This window comes from Mucilaginibacter lappiensis, from assembly GCF_050433765.1.
GTDB classification, from domain to species: Bacteria; Bacteroidota; Bacteroidia; order Sphingobacteriales; family Sphingobacteriaceae; genus Mucilaginibacter; species Mucilaginibacter lappiensis_A.
Genome location: NZ_JBNPWP010000010.1, coordinates 245,603 through 268,254 on the forward strand (window position 1 = coordinate 245,603; position 22,652 = coordinate 268,254).

Annotated in this window: 23 protein-coding genes and 1 tRNA gene; 12 read left to right on the forward strand and 12 right to left on the reverse strand. The window is 41.5% G+C overall.

All coding sequences use genetic code 11. The features are described from left to right. Positions 1-359: 359 nt before the first annotated feature. Both M2273_RS25135 and M2273_RS25140 read right to left on the reverse strand, forming a co-directional pair. Positions 360-2,255 (reverse strand): patatin-like phospholipase family protein, encoded by a 1,896-nt coding sequence (locus M2273_RS25135; protein ID WP_429400529.1) that lies wholly within the window; start codon positions 2,253-2,255, stop codon positions 360-362. A gap of 289 nt (positions 2,256-2,544) precedes the next feature. Further along, positions 2,545-3,681, reverse strand: a complete 1,137-nt coding sequence (locus tag M2273_RS25140) for a YncE family protein (protein ID WP_429400530.1) — start codon at positions 3,679-3,681, stop codon at positions 2,545-2,547. Positions 3,682-4,002: 321 nt separating this feature from the next. Between M2273_RS25140 and M2273_RS25145 the strand changes: the two genes are divergently transcribed. Further along, complete coding sequence (locus M2273_RS25145; protein ID WP_429400531.1) at positions 4,003-4,503, forward strand: VOC family protein; 501 nt, start codon at positions 4,003-4,005, stop codon at positions 4,501-4,503. Positions 4,504-4,505: 2 nt separating this feature from the next. On the opposite strand, the gene M2273_RS25150 is transcribed toward M2273_RS25145, so the two are convergent. Further along, on the reverse strand, positions 4,506-5,171 hold the full coding sequence (locus M2273_RS25150) for a DNA alkylation repair protein (RefSeq protein WP_429400532.1): 666 nt from the start codon (positions 5,169-5,171) through the stop codon (positions 4,506-4,508). 138 nt (positions 5,172-5,309) lie between these two features. Between M2273_RS25150 and M2273_RS25155 the strand changes: the two genes are divergently transcribed. From M2273_RS25155 to M2273_RS25175, 5 genes are read left to right on the forward strand one after another with little or no spacing between them, the layout of a single operon-like run. Then, the gene (locus tag M2273_RS25155) at positions 5,310-5,642 is read left to right on the forward strand and encodes an ArsR/SmtB family transcription factor (RefSeq protein ID WP_429400533.1); all 333 of its coding nucleotides are present in this window, start codon (positions 5,310-5,312) and stop codon (positions 5,640-5,642) included. A 41-nt stretch (positions 5,643-5,683) separates the two neighbouring features. Beyond that, positions 5,684-6,103, forward strand: coding sequence for an SRPBCC family protein (locus tag M2273_RS25160; RefSeq protein WP_429400534.1), 420 nt, complete (start codon positions 5,684-5,686; stop codon positions 6,101-6,103). After that, positions 6,100-6,513, forward strand: coding sequence for an LIC_13387 family protein (locus tag M2273_RS25165; protein ID WP_429400535.1), 414 nt, complete (start codon positions 6,100-6,102; stop codon positions 6,511-6,513). Before M2273_RS25160 ends, M2273_RS25165 begins: the two co-directional genes overlap by 4 nt. Continuing rightward, positions 6,482-6,907, forward strand: coding sequence for an SRPBCC family protein (locus M2273_RS25170; RefSeq protein WP_429400536.1), 426 nt, complete (start codon positions 6,482-6,484; stop codon positions 6,905-6,907). The genes M2273_RS25165 and M2273_RS25170 overlap by 32 nt, the downstream gene beginning before the upstream one ends. Then, positions 6,904-7,344 carry a hypothetical protein gene (locus M2273_RS25175; RefSeq protein WP_429400537.1) on the forward strand — a complete coding sequence of 147 codons (441 nt, stop codon included), beginning with the start codon at positions 6,904-6,906 and terminating at the stop codon, positions 7,342-7,344. The genes M2273_RS25170 and M2273_RS25175 overlap by 4 nt, the downstream gene beginning before the upstream one ends. Before the next feature lie 256 nt (positions 7,345-7,600). Here the strand turns inward: M2273_RS25175 and M2273_RS25180 are convergent, their stop codons facing one another. From M2273_RS25180 to M2273_RS25195, 4 genes are all read right to left on the reverse strand, one after another. Continuing rightward, a complete protein-coding gene (locus M2273_RS25180; RefSeq protein ID WP_429400551.1) occupies positions 7,601-7,855 on the reverse strand; it encodes a DUF1801 domain-containing protein in 255 nt (84 codons plus the stop codon). A gap of 4 nt (positions 7,856-7,859) precedes the next feature. Then, a complete protein-coding gene (locus tag M2273_RS25185) occupies positions 7,860-8,024 on the reverse strand; it encodes a hypothetical protein (RefSeq protein ID WP_429400538.1) in 165 nt (54 codons plus the stop codon). 225 nt (positions 8,025-8,249) lie between these two features. Next, the gene (locus M2273_RS25190) at positions 8,250-8,939 is read right to left on the reverse strand and encodes a LytR/AlgR family response regulator transcription factor (protein ID WP_429400539.1); all 690 of its coding nucleotides are present in this window, start codon (positions 8,937-8,939) and stop codon (positions 8,250-8,252) included. Then, on the reverse strand, positions 8,936-10,084 hold the full coding sequence (locus M2273_RS25195; RefSeq protein WP_429400540.1) for a sensor histidine kinase: 1,149 nt from the start codon (positions 10,082-10,084) through the stop codon (positions 8,936-8,938). The genes M2273_RS25190 and M2273_RS25195 overlap by 4 nt, the downstream gene beginning before the upstream one ends. Before the next feature lie 233 nt (positions 10,085-10,317). Here M2273_RS25195 and M2273_RS25200 point away from each other — a divergent pair, with 233 nt between their 5' ends. Together M2273_RS25200 and M2273_RS25205 are read left to right on the forward strand one after the other, a co-directional pair. Next, complete coding sequence (locus tag M2273_RS25200) at positions 10,318-11,250, forward strand: GLPGLI family protein (protein ID WP_429400541.1); 933 nt, start codon at positions 10,318-10,320, stop codon at positions 11,248-11,250. Next, the gene (locus M2273_RS25205) at positions 11,247-13,922 is read left to right on the forward strand and encodes a carboxypeptidase-like regulatory domain-containing protein (protein ID WP_429400542.1); all 2,676 of its coding nucleotides are present in this window, start codon (positions 11,247-11,249) and stop codon (positions 13,920-13,922) included. Before M2273_RS25200 ends, M2273_RS25205 begins: the two co-directional genes overlap by 4 nt. A 446-nt stretch (positions 13,923-14,368) precedes the next feature. Here M2273_RS25205 and M2273_RS25210 read toward each other — a convergent pair whose 3' ends face one another. The 3 genes from M2273_RS25210 to M2273_RS25220 form a co-directional block, all read right to left on the reverse strand. Beyond that, positions 14,369-16,159 (reverse strand): ATP-binding protein, encoded by a 1,791-nt coding sequence (locus M2273_RS25210; protein ID WP_429400552.1) that lies wholly within the window; start codon positions 16,157-16,159, stop codon positions 14,369-14,371. Between the two features lie 19 nt (positions 16,160-16,178). Beyond that, entirely contained in the window at positions 16,179-16,727 is a 549-nt protein-coding gene (locus M2273_RS25215) for a tetratricopeptide repeat protein (protein WP_429400543.1), read from the reverse strand. A 182-nt stretch (positions 16,728-16,909) separates the two neighbouring features. Further along, a tRNA-Phe gene (locus tag M2273_RS25220) sits at positions 16,910-16,976 on the reverse strand. A gap of 56 nt (positions 16,977-17,032) precedes the next feature. Here M2273_RS25220 and M2273_RS25225 point away from each other — a divergent pair. Next, on the forward strand, positions 17,033-18,214 hold the full coding sequence (locus tag M2273_RS25225) for a tyrosine-type recombinase/integrase (RefSeq protein ID WP_429400544.1): 1,182 nt from the start codon (positions 17,033-17,035) through the stop codon (positions 18,212-18,214). A 71-nt stretch (positions 18,215-18,285) separates the two neighbouring features. Here M2273_RS25225 and M2273_RS25230 read toward each other — a convergent pair whose 3' ends face one another. After that, a complete protein-coding gene (locus tag M2273_RS25230) occupies positions 18,286-18,759 on the reverse strand; it encodes a hypothetical protein (protein WP_429400545.1) in 474 nt (157 codons plus the stop codon). Positions 18,760-19,232: 473 nt separating this feature from the next. On the opposite strand from M2273_RS25230, the gene M2273_RS25235 reads away from it, so the two are divergent. Then, complete coding sequence (locus M2273_RS25235; protein WP_429400546.1) at positions 19,233-21,086, forward strand: DEAD/DEAH box helicase family protein; 1,854 nt, start codon at positions 19,233-19,235, stop codon at positions 21,084-21,086. A 315-nt stretch (positions 21,087-21,401) separates the two neighbouring features. After that, entirely contained in the window at positions 21,402-21,758 is a 357-nt protein-coding gene (locus M2273_RS25240) for a hypothetical protein (protein ID WP_429400547.1), read from the forward strand. A 252-nt stretch (positions 21,759-22,010) separates the two neighbouring features. Here M2273_RS25240 and M2273_RS25245 read toward each other — a convergent pair whose 3' ends face one another. Then, complete coding sequence (locus M2273_RS25245; protein ID WP_429400548.1) at positions 22,011-22,280, reverse strand: hypothetical protein; 270 nt, start codon at positions 22,278-22,280, stop codon at positions 22,011-22,013. 72 nt (positions 22,281-22,352) lie between these two features. On the opposite strand from M2273_RS25245, the gene M2273_RS25250 reads away from it, so the two are divergent. Beyond that, on the forward strand, positions 22,353-22,652 hold a 300-nt coding region (locus M2273_RS25250; protein WP_429400549.1), incomplete at its 3' end, for a hypothetical protein.

The window sequence follows — 22,652 nt, forward strand, 5'->3', positions numbered from 1 at the left end:
GATGATTTGTAGTACAGAAAAGCCGTAATGAGGAATGGGTGCAGGGATTAAAACTTCAAGAAGATTTCGCCGAAAGCCTTCCAAAAAATAGTCGAATCTTCTTTTACCATTGCCGCTACGATGAAGAGATACCGTTTGATCATCTTGCATCTTACAGACATAAGCTTCCAGTGGCAACCTTTCGCGAAATTGAAAGCGGCGGGCACCAGCTCGGTAACAATCTAAATTTGGTAGCAAAGGACATCAAAGACCTATAAATTCACCGAGCCAGTTATGGGACTTCATGGCAATAACCGTAATAAGATCAGATAATCTCACTCCGGGGTTTTAAATAAGCCAGAGTGACTTTAATTTATCGATTACTTGTAATCATCATTTATTAATCCGCGTTGTTCCATATCTTTTATTATTGTATCAATGGCCATATCTGCAGCAGCGCCTTTACCAAACGTTTTGCCTAAACTCAGGTACCCCTTAGCGAGGTTATTGGTTACCACATTTGAAAATATCCTCCCAAACCATGATTTTTTACGGATCCGGGGTACAATGATGCTTTCCCATTTAGGTACGGCTGTTTGAAACGCTACAGCGTTTTGAACATTATTCAATATACATTGGATGCGCTTCTCTATTTTATCTTTTAAACCCAACAAATAACTAAGGCTGATTTGGGGATACGGATATTCCGATTCTACCGGCGGCGTTATATATTTAAAAGTTCCTGAAGCTACATCTTCCACTACCCGCAGATCGGGTATCAGTGGTATATAGGTAGTGCTTTTATCCGGCTTGTTCACAACATACCTAAAATCGGTAATGCCTTCGTATCCATATTCCAAAATTGGATTTTTCGCTTCTTCGGGCACCGTAAAGTAGGCCTGTAAAAAACGCTGGCAATTTCTGCGCCCTAAGTAAAAGTCATGTTTCCTGAAAGCTTTGGAAAAAAAGCCTCCAAATCCGCCTAAAGACCCACAGGCAATTGTATAAGGTTGATTTTCGCCATTTACAGAGCGGACCGGCATAATCAAAAACCGGGTATAATCATCATCAAGATACGCGCGTTTAACCTGCTCATCTTTCAGCCTCAATTGTCCTAACATGGCTGACAAGACCGATGGTACAACATTTTTCCAGGCCTGTTGAGGGACAAAAACAGTTGACGCCGGCGTATCCTCACTGGGAAAAGGGTCGATCATGAGCACCAGGCTATCAAATTCAGCCGGCGAAGTTTTAGGTGTGTAATTTTCCGCTTTCTTCGCCGGCATCGTTTTCCGCCGGCGGTCGTCAAGTAGTTGCTGGGTCACTTCAAACGGCTCATTATTAATCACGCCGCCATCAACGTTAAGTGAAACAAAATTACCTTCGGGTAAAAAATGATATTTAACCCGGTTATCGTCCTGCCCCGCAAGCCGCAGGTTCAAATATTTACTGTCTTCAATATATTCCCTTTGCCGGCTTAAGGTACGGCTTTCCAAACCTATCGGGAATGCTCCGGTTGACATGGCTGCGGCTTTAAGGATCTCTATATTTTGGTCGTTTACCGTACCACCCGTTGATGCTTTAAAATTGATGGGAATACGACCATCTTGTTCATAAGGTTTTTCGCTCAGTTTAAAAAAAGCATAATCGCGATGCATTTTCATGTAATATTCCCTTGTACCACTGGCGGTATCAAAAGAAATCATATAACTGAACCCTCTAAGATTAGTGATGGTTGTGAAAAAATCGAGGTCATCGGCCAGGTAAGGGCGGTCGTAAATATTTTCCACACGTGTATCAAGCACCGAGCCAGCAATCTTTTTTATAAATGACGAATTAAAGCCTGCCCTTACTTCCTTACACGCATTTGTTTCAGCATCGTTTTCTATATCACTTGTATCAAGCATATAGCTCATCATGTCATTATTATCATCTTCAATCAAGTTCACCCAGGAGTTATACAATGGATTTTTTTGAGTTACAGCATCATTTGTTGCATCACTTTGCTTAACTGGTTCAAAATTACTTTGTAGCGCCGCCGCGGTAATGGCAGCAGTCATTCCACCGGCAGATGCTCCGCCCAATGTTTCAATAATAAAGTTGTGCTTTGGTATTCCTTTCAGTTTACCCTCCTCCTGCAATTTCTTAGCTTTCTCCCAATGTTCCAGCGCCTCGAACAAATAATCCATTACTCCTGCGGTGTAAGCACCTGCAGATACAGCTCCGGCCATGCAAATTCCTGCATGAAACGTATCGTTTTTACTTTGACTTTCCATATACTGATGCTAATTATCTTTATTCAGAATGTACAGGCCCAATAAAACCCAATAAGCCACACCTTAATTGGCGCCTAATGAAATACTATTTAAAAATACAATTAAAACACTGATTATTAAATTCTTATAGAATAAAATAATAACACATTTATTTGCCCATATTTTCACGGTTTGATCATCAAAATGACCTTAAATAAGGATAAAAGAGGGGGGAATAGAAATTTAAAAAACGCTTAGAATAATTGATCTAAGCGTTTTAGGGTTGATATATTTTAATACAAAACTTTGATTATTGCGTGACCCGCCCTATGCCGAATTGATCTCCTGCCTTTACAGCTTGTCCGTTTTCGAGATCTACCTCAATCATTTTTTCGCTGCCCACGCTATTACTAAACTCATCCTTAAGTATTGAAAGTATATGACGTGTTTTAACATCAATTACTTCCCCGCTTGAAGGATAGGCATATTTCCCATCTAAACTAAAAGTAACCCAGCCTGGCATATCCTGCAATGGTATGGTAGTTAATTGCTGATAAGGTTCTGCAGCACTAAAAACATGCAGGCGCATATTAAATCCATCGCATACCCATAACTCCTTCTCATCCGGAGTAAGACCTATCCCATGACTTGGATTACCATGACGCCTTACAGGCCCTTTATCCCAGCCTTCTACAACTACCCGTGCAAGCTTTTTTCCGGTTTTCAAATCACCTACTTCAAACCCAAGTAAACTATCAACAGTTACGTAAGCCCTTGTTTCTTTTCCATTAATGGTAAACGGGCGGATAAAATTTCCAAACGGGCCTACCTTACTAACCACGGTATGCGTTTTGGTATCGGCTACTTTTAACCAGGGCGACGCCAGATCGTCCAGATAAACGTGATTGCCCGATAGGCCATAAAGCGTATTATGTGATCTTATAAAGCCTGGGATCTTTTTAATAACTGCTCCCGTTTTGCAATCCACAACATTCCATATTTTATTTTCAAAAGAAGGGAGATACATTATTTTACCATCCGGGGATATAGACATCCGGTCGGCGCCCCCTTCAATATCTTTTTCCCATATAGTTTCTCCGGTATTGAGATCGATACGCTGCAGTGACTCAATAGTGCTTATATAGATACTGTTAAGGGGAATACTTACAGCGATTCCCTTAACATTCGAAGGCTTTTTATTTGAATGAAAACCCCGTGTTTCAATCCGCTTTACGAATTGATGATTGTTATCCATATCAAATACAAGTAAACCATGACCACCGTATCCCAGGTAGTCACGTATTCCAGGCACTGCTACAAACAAATAATGGCCTGAGAGAGGTGCTTTTTCTCTGTGATTAAGGGATTTATTAACCGGGCTCATAGCTGTAAGCAGCGTGACTATCCCCAATAGAAATAAAATAGTAACATTAAATCGTGTTCTCATAGGTATATTGTTTAGGTATAATTACTATCAAACTTAACAAGTGATTTGAATACCTGCAATGTTTATTATGTGTAAATGGAAAATAGTTTGTAACCAGCCTGTGAAACATATACGGGGTAAAAAAACTGATTAGTATTGATTTAAATAAGAAACTGTTTCTAAAGGGAACTAAAGTCCGAACATTGAAAATTGCGTTATATTTTATCACTGATATCGAAACATTCAATGGCGGCCCCGCATATCGCAAACCATGAATAAGGGAGTGAATTGCATGACCTGATTTAATGAATTGATTATATTTAAGCTTTAAAATCATACATTATGAAAAGATTTGCACTCGCGCTGTTGCTGATTATTACTTTCCTGCTGGGCTATGGCTTCAGCCGTTTAACTAACCCCGCTAATACAGGCCCGAGGGTGACTGGTATTGGCGGTATTTTTTTTAAGGCCAAAGACCCCGCAGCACTGAAAACCTGGTATAGTAAACATCTTGGTATGCGCATGGGCGGGTATGGCTCCAATTTTGAATGGCACCAGGGCATGGACAGTACAAAGAAGGGGTTTACCCTTTGGGCGCCTTTTAAAGAAACGACCAAGTATTTCCAGCCGTCTGAAAAGCAGTTCATGATCAATTACCGGGTGGAAGGATTGACCCAACTGTTAGCCCAAATGAAACTGGCGGGAATCCTGCCAACGGATACCATTGAAAAAGCCAGTTATGGCAGTTTTGTTCACTTGATGGACCCGGAAGGTAATAAGATTGAGTTATGGGAACCCAACGATGCGGAGTACGCGAAAATGGGAACCATGACGACCAAATAAGATCAACCCTGCCGTTTTACCATTTCATTTATCCAGGTAGGGGCAAAGGGCGAAGTGCAGCCTTTGGATACCGGGTAGTCGCGGTAGATGCCCAGTCGTTCTCCTATAGCAAGGGCACGCTCCCGGTAAGCAGGATGGTGTATGCCAATTTGCGCCAGTGTGGTATTCATGGTCCATTGCACCTCGGGGGGAGCAGCCGGCATTTCCAACTCGACACGGTCAAGAATGGCCGTTATATCAAGCCCTTCTGAGTTTCTCGCTATGCGGCCACTGGTGAGGCTCCAGCCCAGGCGGGCGGTCATAGGGTCGTTGTCAAATAACCATTGCAGCCGCAGTTGCTCCTTACCGCGGTGTTCCTTGATCACATAAGCATACAGCCAGTCAATCACCTCGGCAAACCGCTCAGACCTAACCATACTATCCAATTCGGTAATAGATAACTGTTTTGGGGCAATAATTAGTATGGCCAGGAATCTTGCGTCAATATTGCCGGTTTCCCATAGTGCCTTAGCCAGTTCATGATCGGTCTTTATCATATTGGCCAGCGTTCGGATGTCTCCGCGCATTACGCCAAATTGGTTAGTACGGGCTCCATGTTTAATATTTTGGAGACGCACTCTTTCGTTCCCCATGGCCTCAAGTTTGGTTAAGGTTTCTGTAACGGTCATATGTATTAATTGATTAACCCCTGATTAAAGTTATCAAAAAAAATAAATGATATTCATTTACAAAGCCTTGCATATTTCAAAATAATTGGTAAGTTTGTACTTACGGTAAGTTAATACTTACCTTTAATGAGTGTGATCATGAGTGCAAGCAGCAGCGCCTTTAACGCCCTGGGCGATCCAACCCGCCGGGCCATCTTCGAGAAACTACGTGACCGGCCTTTGGCTGTGGTCGACATTGCCAACGGTTTGCCGGTAAGCCGCCCCGCCGTATCGCAGCACCTGAAAGTGTTGAAGGAGGCCAAGCTCATCAGCATTAAAACCTATGGCACAAAGAACATTTACGAAGTGAACCGGGAGGGTATTTTAGCTATGCGCGAATACCTTGACAAATTCTGGGATGAGGCACTGGTCAATTTCAAAAAACTTGCCGAAAACACTGAAAAAGAAAATAACAAACACCTTAACCAATAATTATGGAAACTATCAGTTTAACCTCCATCAAAAAAGAGCTCATGGTCCAAGCCTCGCAGGAGACGGCCTTTGAAGTATTTACCAAAAAAATGGATCTCTGGTGGCCGCGGACTCACCACATCGGCAGCGCGGAAATGACCGAAATGGTTGTAGAGCCTTACGTGAACGGGCGCTGGTATACTAAACACACCGATGGCACAGAAGCCAATATCGGTTACGTACTCACTTACCAGCCCTATGACCTGTTTGTACTGGCCTGGCAGATCAACGGTGATTTTAAATGTGACCCGGACCTGATCACGGAAGTGGTAGCAGAATTTATCCCCGAGGGGCCAAAGACCACCCGTGTGAAATTTGAACATAAGGACCTCCATAAACTGGGCAACGGTAAAGCCGTGGAAAGCATGAACGAAGGCTGGGGTACGATCCTGGAACTTTACAGAAAACAAGTGGAACAATGAAAGCAAAACTATTACTAAGGATCGCGGCAGTGTTGATGCTGCTGCATACTTTAGGGCACACGATAGGGGCGCTGACCTGGAAAGAAGCCCCAAATGCCCGTGTGGGCACTGTCATCACCGGAATGCAAAATGAGCATTTTGATTTTATGGGCCGCTCGGTATCACTGGGCGCTTTTTTTGATGGTTACGGGTTCAGTATGATCGGTGTATTATTACTGGTTAGTATATTATTATGGATATTGGCTGCTGAGCAAAACCGGCGCTTTATCTTGGTATTGGGCTTGTTTCTATTGTTTCTGGGTATCATTGAATTCGTTTATTTTTTCCCTTTTGCCGCGGCGTTTTCGTTATTGGCAGGGATAAGCACATTATTGGCTTATGGAAAATCAAAGTTATTATACCAGCATTGAAGTTGAAGCTACGCCAGCTGAGGTGTTTAACCGTCTCACCGAGTTGAGCCAATGGTGGTCGAAAGACTTTGAAGGCAGCAGCAACAAAGTCGGTGACGAATTTGTCATTAACCATCCCGGCCGTCATTATTCCAAACAACGGCTCATTGAAGCGATTCCTGGCCAGAAAATAGTCTGGCTGGTGACGAAGAGCGAACTGAACTGGCTGGAGCAAGACAAAACGGAATGGACAGGTACAACAATGATCTTTGAATTGATCTCTAAAGGAACTACAACCGAACTAAAGTTTATTCATGAAGGTCTGATTCCTGAAAAGGAATGTTATACGAAGTGTACCAAGGGTTGGGATATGGTCATCAAAAACTGGTTATTTAATTATATCAAAGCATCATGACAAAAGTGATTTTTGGGAACCATTCATCGGTTCTCGTTCCCCGCAAAGAGCGGGAGAATATCAGTCAATTTTATTGCGGGGTACTGGGCGGACAGCTCATGCAGGCCGACCCCGACCGGGATTTTATCCGTTTGGGCGATGATTTCTTTATAGCCTTTCTTTATGGAGAGGTGGATGACGCCAACGAATTCCTTCGCAGTGCGCGCGCCATTTGGCTGGAACTTAAGTCAGATAACGTGATAGAAACGAGGCGGAAAATACTGGACTCGGGCCTTGTCAGAAAACTGGAGGTGCCCGATCCGCACTTGTATTTTCAAGCTCCGGGTGGCCAGTGCCTGCGCCTGGTTGCAACTGATGAGGACCTGTCCTTTTATGAAGGGGCCGGCAGCGGCCCGGATATGGCCAAGATCAAAGAGGCATTAAAAAAAATGGAATAATGCAAGATCAAAGGTATACCATACCACCATCGAGGTCACCGCTGATCCGATGACCATTTTCGACTGCATTAATGCCGTACCTCAATGGTTTGCATCGAGATTTAACACCGGGGTATCTTTTTTAGAATTTTCCATGTTATTGTATTTAACAACACAAAGATCGGTCTAAGTGAGTGGCAAGTTTTGTTGAAAGGTCCAATTTTTTGACGGCGCGGATAGCGCGTGGCAGAAATCTCCAATAAAAGCGATAAGTATTTTACTTTTTTTTTAATGAGGTAGTTATCATATCATTTAGAACTTTCAGATCAACCTCCTCCAACTTATTGATGTAAAGGCAGCCGACGCCCGTTTTATGTTTGCCAAGCTTTTTAAGAGCATCTTCATGCGCTTTAATACCCACACTGATGTACAACGACAGGTTCGCTTTACGGGGAGAGAAACCGATGAGGAGCCAATCAACTTCCCTGCCTGTGGTGGGACTTTTGTATCTTTTATTGCCAAAACCGATAATGGAGTTACTCCATTATCGGCTCTTCACCACTTGCTTTTTTCATCATTTCCAAAAGCACAAAACAATCTTTACGCTTTTGTTCATCGTTAATAGCATTGATAAATTCCTCCACGCTTGCCGAGGTTGGTTTTGTTTTTATTTCAGCCAGTTTTGTCTTTTTTTCAGCCATTTGAAACTATGCTTTGTTTGCGTTCGTGTTACGAAAATATCAAATTTCCCGCACCAATGATAAAACGTGATTGATATACATTTTATGGCTGCCCGTTGCTATAGTTTTTTGCTGGTTTCCATCAGGCTAAAAGTTTGTTGCAAAATAAACCTCGAAGTGATAATCTCTGTCAATTCGGGGACTGATGCCGCCGTATTTTACAATAAAGAAAATAAAGCAGGGGCATTATTTTAGCCCCAACCTGCTGCGCAAAGGGTCGCGGTAGGTGCTGCCAATTGGGATTTTTTCGCCGTTAATTACGAGTTGATGTATTTCGATCATGGTAATATGTTTAATGGCCACCACGTACGATTTGTGCACCCGTAAAAAATCCGATGCCGGTACGAGGTCAAAAATATCTCCCATATTTTCACGGATCAGGATATTTCTGTCTTTCAGGTGAACGGTGATATAGTTACCTTCTTTTTCCAGGTACAATATTTCGTCCACCTTAACCTGGTAGGTTTGCGGACCGCTTTTGATGAAAACGGTGGACTCATCCTCATTGCTTAGGTCATTTTTTGAGGATAGCGTCCCGGCTTTATTTATTGCCGCAAGAAAACGCTCGAAAGTGATAGGTTTCAGCAAGTAATCAAGGGCGTTCAGGTCATAACTTTCAACAGCGTAATGGCTGTAGGCCGTGGTGAAAATGATCATTGGTCTGGGCGATAAGGTTTGCACCAGCTGCATTCCGCTGATATCGGGCATATTAATGTCAAGAAAAATGAGGTCCACCTTTTCGCGGTTCAGGAATTCTATCGCCTTCACCGGTTCGCGAAAAGTGGCTCTCAGGTCAACCAGGCTGGTTTTGTGGCAATAGCGTTCTATTACTTCAAGCGCCTTCGGCTCATCATCAATAGCAATACAGGTTATCATATCAGGTCAATTTCGAGCTTAACAATATATTTTCCATCATCTTCACTTATCTGCAGGTTATGCTTGCCGGGGTACAACAGATCGAGCCGTCGCTTTACATTTTCGAGCCCGATGCCGCTTTTTTCGTCCTCCATTTTTTTGATGGCGTTATATTTCGTGTTAACACAGGTAAAGATCAATCTGTGATCTGAAACCAAGATGGCAATATCGATCCCGGAAGTTTGACCGATAGAAACGCCGTGTTTAAAGGCATTTTCCACGAAAGGGATAAACAGCATGGGGGCAATGGTGGCGTTTCCGGTTTGCGCCGGATAATCAAATATCACTTTTACCTCATCATCAGCATAACGTAGTTTATTCAGGGTGATACAATCTTCCAGGTATGCTATCTCTTTATTCAGCGGCACGCTGCCGGCATTGCTATCATAGATCATATAGCGCATCATACCCGACAGTTTTGAGATACCGTCGGCAAGCTCATCATTCCCCTTTTCCTGGGCCATCGAAAACAGGTTGTTGAGTGTATTGAACAGGAAATGCGGATTGATCTGCGATTTAAGGAACTTGATCTCGGTGCTCAATTGATAGGCCTCCAACTGGTTGCGCACCAGTTCATTTCGTGTCCATTCCTTCAGAAAGAAATAAGCTACCGAAAGCCCGGCCGCGGTTAAAAAAATAAGCAGCATGGTGAGCTGCATATGCACCCAGTTCCCCATTGCAAAAAACGCGTTTCGATTCAGCATAAAATGGTCAGAGCCGCCCTTGCTTTGATCAAAACCAGGAGGCAAAGGCCCAAAGGGCTGGTTATGGTTTAATTTGGCCCCAACCAAAATATAGTTGGCCATAAAGATCAGTATAAACCAGCCGGCGGCTATAGCGATGCCTGCAAGTAAGCTTTTATAGCGGAGTGCCTTTTTAAATATCCAAAATATATTGCCGTAAAACAGCATGGCCAGAAAAGCGAGTGTTAAGCGCGAATAGGGAAAAATGGTATCCACCGCGCTCCTTTCTATGATCTTTCCGTTGTGATTTACCCGCACCTTAATAGTTGAACTGGTTAGCGAGTTCAATGTATAATACACCCCTATCCAGAATGCCAGGTGGATCAGTATCTCGATGATATGTTTTGCTTTGATGCGGCGCATTCTGTCAAAGGTATATTAAGCCTGGTTTATTCATAAACTATTGATGTCAATATAGCGATTTGGCGGGTAAACTATCAATTTTTGAAATCCAGGCTCCCCCCTTTCACCAATTTGTTCCTGATAGAACCATAGATAACAAATATCCATTTTACGCCGATATGAAGGCGGTGTTCGTAACATAGTTTTCGGTGGGTTGAAACGGCAAAGTACTATTGCTTAAAAATATCCAAATTATGAAAAAGCAATTTCTATTGTGTGCAGCCCTTTTATTCGGCACCGTTATGGCCCGGGCGCAAAAGCCCGATACCGCGCAATTACTGGTGCATTACAAGTTTTCCCATATCAGGGATACTACCAACCGGGAGCATCCCTACACCGAAAACATGGTTTTGATTGTAGGTAAAAACGCGGGCGCTTACAAAAGTTATGACAAGCAGTTGCAGGATGCGCTGTTCAAAAAACAGGTGCAGGAACAAGAGGCCAATTCAGTCGACGGACATGTAAACATCCAGCGAAAGTCGTCGGGTTCAGGTACGGAATATTACCAGTTTCCGAACGGGAAAAAAATGGTGAGGAAAGAAGCGCTGCTGTTCAATAATTATCTCATACCAGATGCTTTGCCCGCCATCGACTGGAAAATAAGCGGCGATACAGCAACGTTTGGCGGTTTGCATTGCCAGAAAGCGACAACTCATTTTAAGGGAAGGGATTATACGGCCTGGTTTTGTCCGGATCTGCCACTGCATATAGGCCCGTGGAAACTCAACGGACTGCCGGGTGTAATCGTAGAGGCTTATGATACTAAAAAAGAAGTCGATTTTAAGTTCGACGGGATTGAAAAAGCGGTTATTTCCACAAAAAAGGATGACCGGCCAGCCAATCAAGCGTCGGATAGCCAGGGGCGAATGGCCGTCATGATAGGCATGGACGACCAGGATAGCGATCCTAATATCATCCAGCTCCCTACCAAGGCCATCAAAACTACCCAAAAGGAGTTTGCCAATCTGCAGGAGGCCATGCGCAAAGACCCTAACGCTTTTGCACAGTCGATGGTAAATGCACAAGCGGCGAGTCAGGGCGGTGGCAGGCCGGCGCCGAAAATCAATATAAAAGTAGGGCCGCAGCCTGTTATTAATAACCCAATCGAATTGCCCGAAAAGAAATGAGCCAGGCTATAAGATATGTGGGGTTACTGGTTATTACGTTACTATTTTCGGCCCCGGGCTTTGCTCAAAGTGTCAAGGGTATCGTGAAGGACACTACCGGGAAAGCTGTGCCTTACGCCAGCATTAATCTGAAAAATCCCGCCACTAACGGTATCGTAAGTTATACCATTACTGATGCCAAAGGCGCCTATGCTTTGCCGCTCCCGGCTAATATGGCTGTGAACGGCCTGGTGATCGAGGTGCGCTGCGTGGGTTATAAAAATCAGAGCAAAAGCATTACGGATGTGCAGGCACCTGTCGATTTTATTTTATCTGTTTCGATTAACCAGTTACAGGCGGTAATGATCAAAAGCAGCCGGCCGGTGCTGCGGACGAGCGGCGATACACTGAGCTATAAGGTGTCCGATTTCAGCAGCGCACAGGACAGGGTTATTGGCGATGTGATCAAAAAACTGCCGGGTATAACGGTTGCTGCCGATGGTAAGATCAGCTATAATAATAAACCGATCTCAAACCTGTACATCGGCGGCGATAACCTGCTGGATGATAAATATAATATCGCTACTACCACTATTCCGCAGGGCGCGGTAGACCAGGTGCAGGTGATCGAAAATCATCAACCTATTAAAGCGCTCCAAAATAAAGTAATGAGTGACGATGTGGCGCTCAACCTCAGCTTCAAAAAAGGCGCTAAATTACAGATGGTAGGGCAGGAGAGCATCGGCGCGGGATTGCCGGGCAATTATAACGTGGATTTGAACGCCATGATGTTTAAGGATAAGTATAAGGCTATTAATTACCTCAAAGGCAATAACACAGGTAACGACCTGCAGGAGGACCTGGTATCGCACAATTTTGCTGATTATATGCAGCAGATTGATAACAATGTACCGGCCACCGTGCTATCACTTGGCTCGGTGAACGACCCGGCTTTATCGCGTAACCGGTATTTGTTCGATCGGTCGGGTATCCTCAACCTCAATAACCTGGTCAACTTTAAAAAGAATGTGCAGCTAAAGATCAACGCCTGGTATTTGCATGATACCCAGCGGCAGGATTACAGCCAGCGCACCACCATTTTTTTGCCCGGCGACACTGTGCGCTATAACGAAACCCAGTACAACCGTTTCCACCCGGATATACTGCATACTCAATTTACGCTGAACATTAATCAGGATAAATATTACCTGAACGATGCCCTGCTGATGGATAATAACCGGTCAATCAATTATTCGGACCTGAACACCAACGGCACTGGCGTGAACCAAGTATTCAAGGATAATAAGCTGAGTTTCTCCAATGAATTTAACCTGATCAAATCGTTAAGATCGAACAACATTATTCAGGCCTATTCTTATATCAGTCATTCGGCCGAGCCGGAGAGCAGGACAATTGGGCCTGACTATAACAATGCGATATTTAACAACAACATTCCCTACGCTCAGTTGGTGCAAAATGTGAATGTGCCTACCTGGTTCACCAATAACTATGTTTCGTTCAAAATACCGTCGAACCTCATCACGCAAAGTTTCAGAACGGGTTTTAATATACAATCGCAAACATTAACATCAGACCTGAGCGTTGTGCAGGCTAATAACAGGATTAACCAGGAATCGGACAGCTCCATCAACCATTTGAACTGGACCAGGAAAAAATTGTATGCCGAAGCGGCTTACGATCTGCCGGGCAGTATCCTTAAAGTGAACCTGACCTTGCCGGTAAGCCTGCAGCAGATCAATTATTCGGATAGCCTGTATGCGCTGAGCAGGCGTTTATCAAGGTTATATTTCAACCCGCAGTTAAAGGTGAAATATCAAACCGGGATCGAGAATTATCTGAGTTTCCTATACAGTTATCGCAATGAAACGGGTACGATAGAAGATGTGTACCAGGGTTATATCCTGAAGGATTACCGGACGCTTTACGCCAATAATGCCGACCTGACCCAACGGCGGAACCAGTTGGCAGCTGTTGGGTTTAACTACCGGAAGGCGCTTACACTGTTTTTCGCCAGCTTGAACATCCTTTATAACCATATCGCTTCCAATAATATTGCTTCGCAAGCGATCACCAACAGCCTGCAGCAGCGCGTGGTGCTGCCATACCCAAACAGCACCGATTCGTGGACGGTGAACGGTACCGTGAGCAAATATTCCTTTATATTAAAGACCACTTTTAGCGGTGGCGTGCAATGGCAAAGTAATAGGTCGGTGCAGATACAGAATAATGCACTGCTGCCTTTCAACACCATTTCGGAAACCGTTAATGTAGGCGCCGATACCAAAGTGAACGAGCAGGTAAACTTTAGCTACAAGGCGACCATTACCCAAACAGACAGTCATTCGGCAGTGGGGGCATCAGCTTTTCATATCAACCAGTTGCTTCAGCAGGCCTCAATCAATTATAACCCTACTGCCAATTTGCAGTTCAAATTATCGGGTGAGCATTACTTCACCCGCCAACAAGGCAACCCCGATCTGAAATATTTTTTTGCGGACGCCGTAGCAAAATTCAGGATCGAAAAATGGAAAACCGACCTGGAGCTGAGTGCGGTCAACTTCCTGAATATAAAAACGTACAACGCGCTTTACTTATCAGCCAATACGTTGACAGCCAGTTCATATACCCTGCCGGGAAGGATTATACTGCTCAAATTGCTGTTTAATATTTGATTTGCATTGGTTGGTTTTATTCACAAACGTAAGCTTTCGATAGTACATGATTATGTGAAACGTAATTCAAGTTTGTTCACGTGGGAATATGCGCTTTCAACAAGATTATAATGGCTACAGGATACCTCAGTGTCACGTTTATTACAGTAGATGATAAAGCCGAAGAAAGAATTGAGTGGGGTGAATTCGAAGATTATATTGAGAATAAAGATTGATAAGCTTAATGGCCTTACTTAAAGATAGGAGTGGTTTTATAATCAGAACCGACATCAACCCTGACATTGATGTAAAAACAAAAGCCTTAACTTATTAAAAGTTAAGGCTTTTGTTTTTATTTTGTGGTGGCTACTGTACAAATCTCGAACTATTTCCTTTCGGATTTGCAGCTAATTGCAAATTTGAACCAATAAACTTCAAATTGTTGTAGTTAAGTGATCCGGGGTGATCTATGTCACAAAGTATGGTATCTGAACAATAAATTCGGCCCCTTCCGTAATTGTGCTATTTATGGCAATATTTCCTCCGTGTCCTTTTACCACAATATCATAACTAAGTGACAATCCCAAGCCTGTGCCTTCGCCGGCTGGTTTTGTAGTAAAAAACGGTTGTAATATCTTGTCCTTAATAGTATCGGGGATGCCTATGCCATTATCTTTCACATGAATAACGATATTATCTACGGACAGTAAAGTGGTGATTTCAACTGTCGGCTTATAATCCTCGTTAGCTATTTTTCGCTTTTGTTGTGTCGCATAAAAAGCATTGTTGAATAGGTTGAGCAAAACACGACCAATGTTCTGCGGGATGATATTTACCCGTGGAAGGCTTTGTTCAAAATGAGTGATCAGTTCGGCATTGAAGCTTTTGTCTTTTGCCCGGAGACCATGATAGGCCAGTCGTAAGTATTCGTCAGCCAGCTTGTTCAGGTCGGTTGGTTCTTTCTGGCCGGTTGAGGGGCGACTATGCTCCAGCATGCCTTTGACAATGCCGTCTGCACGCTTGCCGTGGTGATTTATTTTCTCCAGGTTTTGGGTAAGATCAGTGGCTATGGCTATCACATCCTCATGATGACCAGCCCGCGCTTCTTCTTTTAATTCATCTAATAATTCAATACTTACCTCCGAAAAATTGTTTACAAAGTTCAGCGGGTTTTGTATTTCATGTGCTATACCTGCCGTAAGTTCACCCAGGGATGCCATTTTCTCTGTTTGAATGAGTTGTTGCTGGGCCGTTTTTAAATTGGCAAGAGTATGCTCCAGTTGATCACGCTGGGCTGTTATTTCCTCGCGCTGTTCGCTCAGTTCATGATTGGCATTGGTGACCTGGTCATTGGCGGCAGCCAGCAATTTGTTCGACTTGCGCTGGTTATTGTAATTCAGCGCGATAAACAGCGATAAAACCAATAATGCGGCTATCCCTCCTATAAAAAAATAACTTTGCTGCTTTTTTTGTTTCAGTTGAGCGTTCGTGATGTTCTGATTATATTTAAGCGAATCTTCTTTATGCGAATAGTTAAGTTGCGCCTCTTTCAGTAAAATAGCCTTTTCGTTCTTTAAACTGTCTGTGCTATCCCTTTGGGTTATATAGGTTTTGTAGGCTTTAAAAGCGTCGGCATAACGGTTCATTTTTTCGTAGGTCAGGCTTAACTCCCTCCAGCTTTCGTTCACCAAATCAAAATCCCGGTGCGCTTCGCCATAGTTGAGTCCTTCAGATAATAAAGCAAGCGATTTCTCATACTGCTGGCCAGGTTTCAAGCCTGCCTTCTCCATAACAGAATTTGGCGCTTCCCTGTAAATACTGCCCAAAGTAGATAATGCATAAGCTAATATTGATGAGTCGGCTTTTACATACGATGTCGCGCGTTTAGAATGCAGCCAGGCCTTGTCATAGTCTTTCATTACAAAATAATCCCAGCTGATCTCATTTTCTGTCGCGCACAAACTGTTGTAGTTATTTGCTTTTTGAGCTACTTGTATCGCTTTATTATAATAGACCATTGCCCTGGAATAATCATGCTCCACATCGGCACAATGCGCCAGACCAATGTAAACATCGACAATGCCGCCCTCATCGCCGGTCTGCTCAGCCATTTTGGCGGCTTTCAGAAAGATCGTCCTTGCTTTTTTGATATTGTGCAGCCGAAAATAGAAGTTGGCTACCACAATCAAATCGTATGTGCTCAAATAGTTATGCGGAGTGGCTGCCTGCAGTTTCAATGCTTTATCAAAGTAATCCATGGCTGCATTGTAATTAAATTCATGCAGGCTGCAATTCCCTATCAGCACATACGTATTTATCAGTAGTCCCGTCTGGTTGTTTTTTTTTAAAACGCCCGGCGGCAGGCAACAGGTAGCTGATCACCGCGGAACCTTTTTTCTGCGCATATATCGCGCCGGCAAGGTAGCTAACCGATTTAAAGGCAAACTGGTAATCGCCGATCTTAAAACTCAGTTCAGTAGCTTCCTTCAGATAGTTTTGCGCTTTGACGTAATCTGTCTGGCTATAGTAGTGGTCTCCCAAATAATAATATAATCTGGCCACCCCCTTTTGCCATGGAAGCTTTTCTGCCAGTAACCGGGCACGCTGCAGATAATAAACGGCAGAGTCTGCTTTTTTGAGCGTTGAATAGGTTCGCCCCAGATTTATTAACAAGTTAGCTTTATTGGTGTCTTCTTTGGCGGGCGGCAGCTGTTTGAGCAGCGAATCAATACGTGTCTGCTCTTTTTTTTGAGCTGAAACGCTTAGCGAAATCAACATAAGTAAGCCCACCAAAGTGTATTTTAATGATAAAGGTTTGAAATTCATTAGTAAAAAGGCCTTAGGATTTTTGAACTGGTCATGATAAACCGCCTAAAAATAAGAAATTCATACCAACGTAGAAATATAAATTAACCGACAAAGAAAAAGCCTTCAGATTTTCATCTAAAGGCTTTATAAAAACTTCTTGAACACTTTCACACTATATATAACACAGTGTGAATTTTTTGTGGTATCAGCTGGGATCGAACCAGCGACACAAGGATTTTCAGTCCTTTGCTCTACCGACCTCAGTATCATTTTAAAGCCGTTTTAGCCTTAACAGACAAAAAAGTGCGCCAAAAGTGCGCCAAATGTCAACTACATTATCAACTTTCACAGAACCAACAATTGTTACTAGCGATAATTTAAATCAACGTTCATATATAACATTTTACTTCAACAACGAGCGGATTAGAGAGTATCACGGAAAGAATATTGGACAAGTAATAAATCCCAATAGAGCGAAATCGGTAGATGAAAGAAATCATCTACTCAAGAAGTTGCAATTTGAATTGCATAAAGCTTTAGATAATAATGATTATCCTGTTATAACAACATCAATCAGAGAAATCTCATTGTCTAAAGAAAAGCATGAATCTGGAGATATCATAACCCCGTCATCGTTAAGGTTGCTTTTTGAAGCTGTTAGGAATAAATTACGTTCCGATCTAAGTAGAACTTATAAACGGGACTTAAAGAGTGTCTACAGAAGCTTTAGAGAGTTTTTAACTCCTGAGGAATCAATGGGGCCACTTAACTATATAACCTCCATAAGGATAGAGAAGTTTCTCTCTCAGTATGGTTCTTCGGGGACTTATTTCATGAATAAAAGGCGCAACCTAAGTATTATTTTTTCAGCAGGAGGGAGGCTAATCGACACGCAAATAAAGTCGGTTAAAGAGACCCCTAAAAGGAAGTCAAAAGCCAAGTTGCATGAGAAATATGAGAATGATCAAATTAAACCTATACTAAGCTATCTAAAGGCGAATTATCCAAACTTACATTTGTGTTGTTTACTTACATATGGCTCTTGGCTTAGACCACATGAAGAGATAAGGTTATTAACCAAGCATAATTTTAAAAAAGATAATACCGAAGTACATTTATCCGGCGATGATAATAAAGGGGGGAAAGTAAGAGTCGTTTACATTCCTGAATTCATACGTGCTGAGGTAAATCCTAAGCTAAAACAATTAGGGAGGCGTGATAATATCTTTAGTTTGCAATCTGAACCTTTTAATGAATACTACTTTAACACCCAATGGTCAAGAGCCTGGGCTAAGATGTTTGACCTTGGCCTTATCCATGAAAACCAAACAATTTACTCATTTAGGCACACTGCAGCAGTTCAACTTTACAGGCGCACTAAGGATGTACATCTTTTACAAAAGTTGCTTGGTCACTCTGCAATTACCGTTACATTGAAGTATTTAAGAAGCCTTGGTGAAATTAACATAGATGAGCTATCTCTTTATGCTCCTTCGCTTGATTAGAGACTAAAAGAAAACCCGTCCTGATGGGGACGGGTTTCTACATTGATCTTGATAGCTATCTGCTTAATAAATTAAGCTTTGATTTGAAGTATTGGTTTATAACCAACGAATTTGGGCTTTTTACCAGGTTCTATGACCGAACTGTATACAGACTCGACATAAAATACTTTTAGAAAGTCCTCTTCACATTGACTATTAATTCGACGAAAATACGGATCCATTCCAAGATCAGCACGTTCTTCGTTTACTCCTCTACTGATTTCTTCAATCTCATAGGTTTTGCCTATCTCAAAAGAATGACTCAACGCAGAGTAGTAGTCTGCTTCAGTTCCACGAGCCTTGTATACTCGCAATGCGTTTGTAAAAAAGGTCTTCCAGGAGCGTATGCCCTTTCCATTAACTTCTTTAACAATACGTGCGCTATCTTCACCATATATATGATGTATAGCGTTAACACGTTCCTTAAGAACCGCAGTCAGTACGGTCTCAGGGTTATTACTAACTACTTCGGCTACATTTAAGCCTAGTTTTACATTTGTTTCCATTTTATATTATTTTTAATAATACGCCAACATTGACGCTAAACTGACCGTAAGCTCAATTTCGCCGGCTTCTGAAAACAGGACTTCTGCTGAAAGATAATTATCAAGAAATCAATGAACGTTCGCTGGTTCTACAGCGGGATTCAAAAGTACTGAAAATACATCCATCTTCAAATAGCTTCTTAAATTAAGAGTAAATGAAACATTTCTATGACATATCGCAGGAGCGCTACAATTCTCTAAGTATCTGTAAATGTGATATTTATTATGAAATTGCCAATAATTTTAGTATCTTTGTGTCAACATTTCAAAATCGATATAACCAGTAACAAGGTCTTCTAGGTCAGCTCTCCCGAGTTGATCTTTTTGTTTTGCCTGGCCTTTCTATAAAATTTCGATTTTTTGTAAATGCCCTTTCCAATGCAGATTCACTCAACTTTTTAGATCCACCTTGTTAACCCAAATTGAAATGAAGAATGTACAAAACAACAACTACCTACGTGGTAGACCCAAAGACCCGGTTAGATAAGATCATGCCCAATGGATTGCCCATTAATGCCTTTATTGATAAAGGACGCTGTGCCATTGGCGGAACTTACTCAGAGATTAAAAATAAGAAACGTTGCACATTTATAGTTGTGCCAAACATCAGTATTGAACATAGTAAACAACGGTCACATCCTGAAATTGACATTGTTTATGGTGATATTAGTCCTAAACAGGTAAAGGAAATGTTCTTATCGAAGAAACAGGGTCATAAAATTATGACGACACCCGAAGGGATGCTGAAAATTATGAATGTGGCTGAAGAGTTGAATATCACAAAAGAGGTCTACGACAATTGGTTTTTACTTTTGGATGAGGCTCATACCTTTATTAGTGAAGCGTATCGCAAAGATATCTTGAGGCCATTTCAATACTTTTGGAGTTTTAAAGCCAAGTCAATCATATCGGCCACACCTTTCGAGTTTTCAGATCCTATATTTAGAACACTGGATCATCACAAAATTATATTCAACGCTCCTTTAGGAACCGTTACCCTTGTTCATGCCAAAAGTGTTGAAGGCACTCTTGATTACCTTTTGAAGAATTTAGATAAATATCCAGGTAACCTTCATATATTTTACAATTCCATAACTCAAATTGTTGCAGCTATTAGAAGGGCTGGTTTAACCCTTAAGCAATTTAAGATATTCTGTGCCGATGACAAGGAGAGTAAGAATATGGATAAACTTGGCGATCTCATAACAAATTTTGTAGCCGAACCTACAGACGAATGTTATAGCAAAGTTAATTTTTATACATGCAAATACTTTGAAGGCTGGGACTTGAATGATCTGAACGCTACAATGGTATTTGTTAGTGATATTAACAAACCACAAACTTGTTTAGGTGTTAGAAGTAAGGGTAAACAATCATTTGGGAGATTGCGGTCAGGTGAAATTCCAGAAGACGAGCCATATCAATTGATTCATATAACTAATGCAAGGAATTTGAATCACATTAAGCCACTAAGCCAGTTTAACAAGGATTTCTACGATGAAGGCCGTTTGACTATCAATTACTGGAACGCAAAAGTTGCACTTCGAGCAAAGCATAATAGGGCGGTTACAGAAACTACTGAGATAATAAAGTTCGCAGACATAAATATAGACACCAAATTAGCAACACTTAACCCATTGAAACTTGATCAACAAATAAACGAAGCAGCAAACAACGAGATATACAACCACATAGATTTTATTAAGAAAGACTGGGAAGATGGATACTTTGAAGTTGAGGTTCTTGAGGCAGATCACAAAGTAGAAACTAAAACAGCAATGAAACGTAAGTCAAAATCCCAACAGCTTGAAGACGATTATTCAACACTAAAACAATTCAAGATAAAGCAGGAAACAACAATGATCTTTACTTTCGGGCAAACGCCGGAACAGGAGATCAGCCATAAGAATCCGACAGCTTATAAAGCATTTAGATTGTTGGATGAGGCAACAATGGTAAACTTAAATTACAATGTGAAGAAAGTCGAGACAGCCATCATCCTTAAGGAGAATACAATGGTAGAACTCAAACTCACCAGATTACTGAACCAGCAGTTCAGACCGGGCTTACGATATTCTAATGCAGATATTAAAAGCAAGTTACAATCAATTTACGATCAACTGAACATACGCATATCAAATGGAAAAATAAAAGTAGCAAAAGCTACTGACCTTAAGGAGGAGGGCTGGTTTGACACGGATAAATGCAAGCTTAAGGTGGCGGAAGGTGAATATGAAAACGGCAATTTAATCATACGTGCTAACTTCAATATATTAATGGCTGCATAAGATTTACTCAGGAATAAACTTCTGATAAAATTTGAAAGTTTGCTTTATATAAGGATGTTACAAAACATGTTTAAAATTTAGAATTACACTGTGTTTATCCTTCTCAATTTTAATTACATAGACCTGCCTCAGTGCAGGTCTTTTTTGTTAACAGGTGATTTTGAAAAGAATTAGTGATAAAACGTGCATTTGGCATGTTTTAATCATAAAACGATGCTTTTGCTCAATTTGCGTCCAAAACGGGTGTTTTACAAGTGTTGATGGCAATTGCGATTTCATCTGAATCTATTACCTTTACTGCTCCAGATTCAAAATATGAAAACAGTATTAATAGTAGATAAACTTCAGTCAATAAATGTTGCCTTAGATTATATGCTTTCGGAACAAGGTTACAACGCCATTTGTCATGATACTTATTGCTCAGAAGATATTATTGAGTTAAATCCTGATCTATTGATAGTTAACCTCGCAATTGATGACAATGAGGGCAGTGAACTAATTTCTAAGGTAAAGGCCAAACTTAATCATATCCAAGTTATAATAATATGTAACGAGAAAGACCTCAAAGAGATTTCAAGTTCAGGTATTACAAATATTTATATCTCGAAGCCATTTGATATAATGATTTTCGCAGATGTTGTTAATCAGATATTACAACCCACAAGTATTTAAGAGTCAATCTGTCCTACATCTGGCGTGTTTTACTGTGACAGCAAATGGATTTCTTGCTTGTTAAAAGGCCATTCAACCACATGTATTTAAAAGGTACAGAAGCAAATACACTTATCAAATCACTCTGAAAGTCATTCGATAGGTTTTACCCTGTAATACGAATGGTTGGAACTAAGATTTGTTTTAGCGCTTGCCAAACTCACTTTAACTGTTCACTCGTGTCAAATTGATGACAGATAAGAAAGTATGCGATCAATTGTCAGACTTGACTTTAATGGCTTCCCACCTTAAATACGAAGACTCGTCAATTCCAACTAATTGCACATTTACAACATTGTCTTGTTTAAGTTTTACATTTATGGAGCCGTCAGGATTAACCGGCACGAGACCATAAGATCTTGTGTCAAGCTTCTTTGTTGATGCCTCAACTGTTGGTATAATGTTAAGTGTTCTAAAGGTAAAGACTGTAAGGTTAACTGCTATAATAGTTAAAACAATCTTTGTGTAGTTATCTGATTTCATTTCTCGTTGGTTTAGGATAGCTAAAATAAACATTAAAACTTCCGATATCTTTACTTGTAGTATACTTACACTATGGGATTAAGGCAGACAATTTCTTTCTTTGATAAGATCAGCAAGCAGATTATCAGTATTCAGGTTGCTGAATCATCCAATCTGCCATTTGAAGCTGGCTTTTGGAATACAGACACCAATCAAATATTACTTGGCAAAGAAAGGTTTAATGAGTGGGAAGAACTGACAGGTCATTTAGAAAGACAGATTGAGTTCATTCTGAAGTTGGATATTCCGCTCCATATGGGACCATCGATTCCGACGCATATAGGGCCAGTGATTCCGCTGCAAAAGGGACCAGTCAAGAAAGAGAAAGTGTGT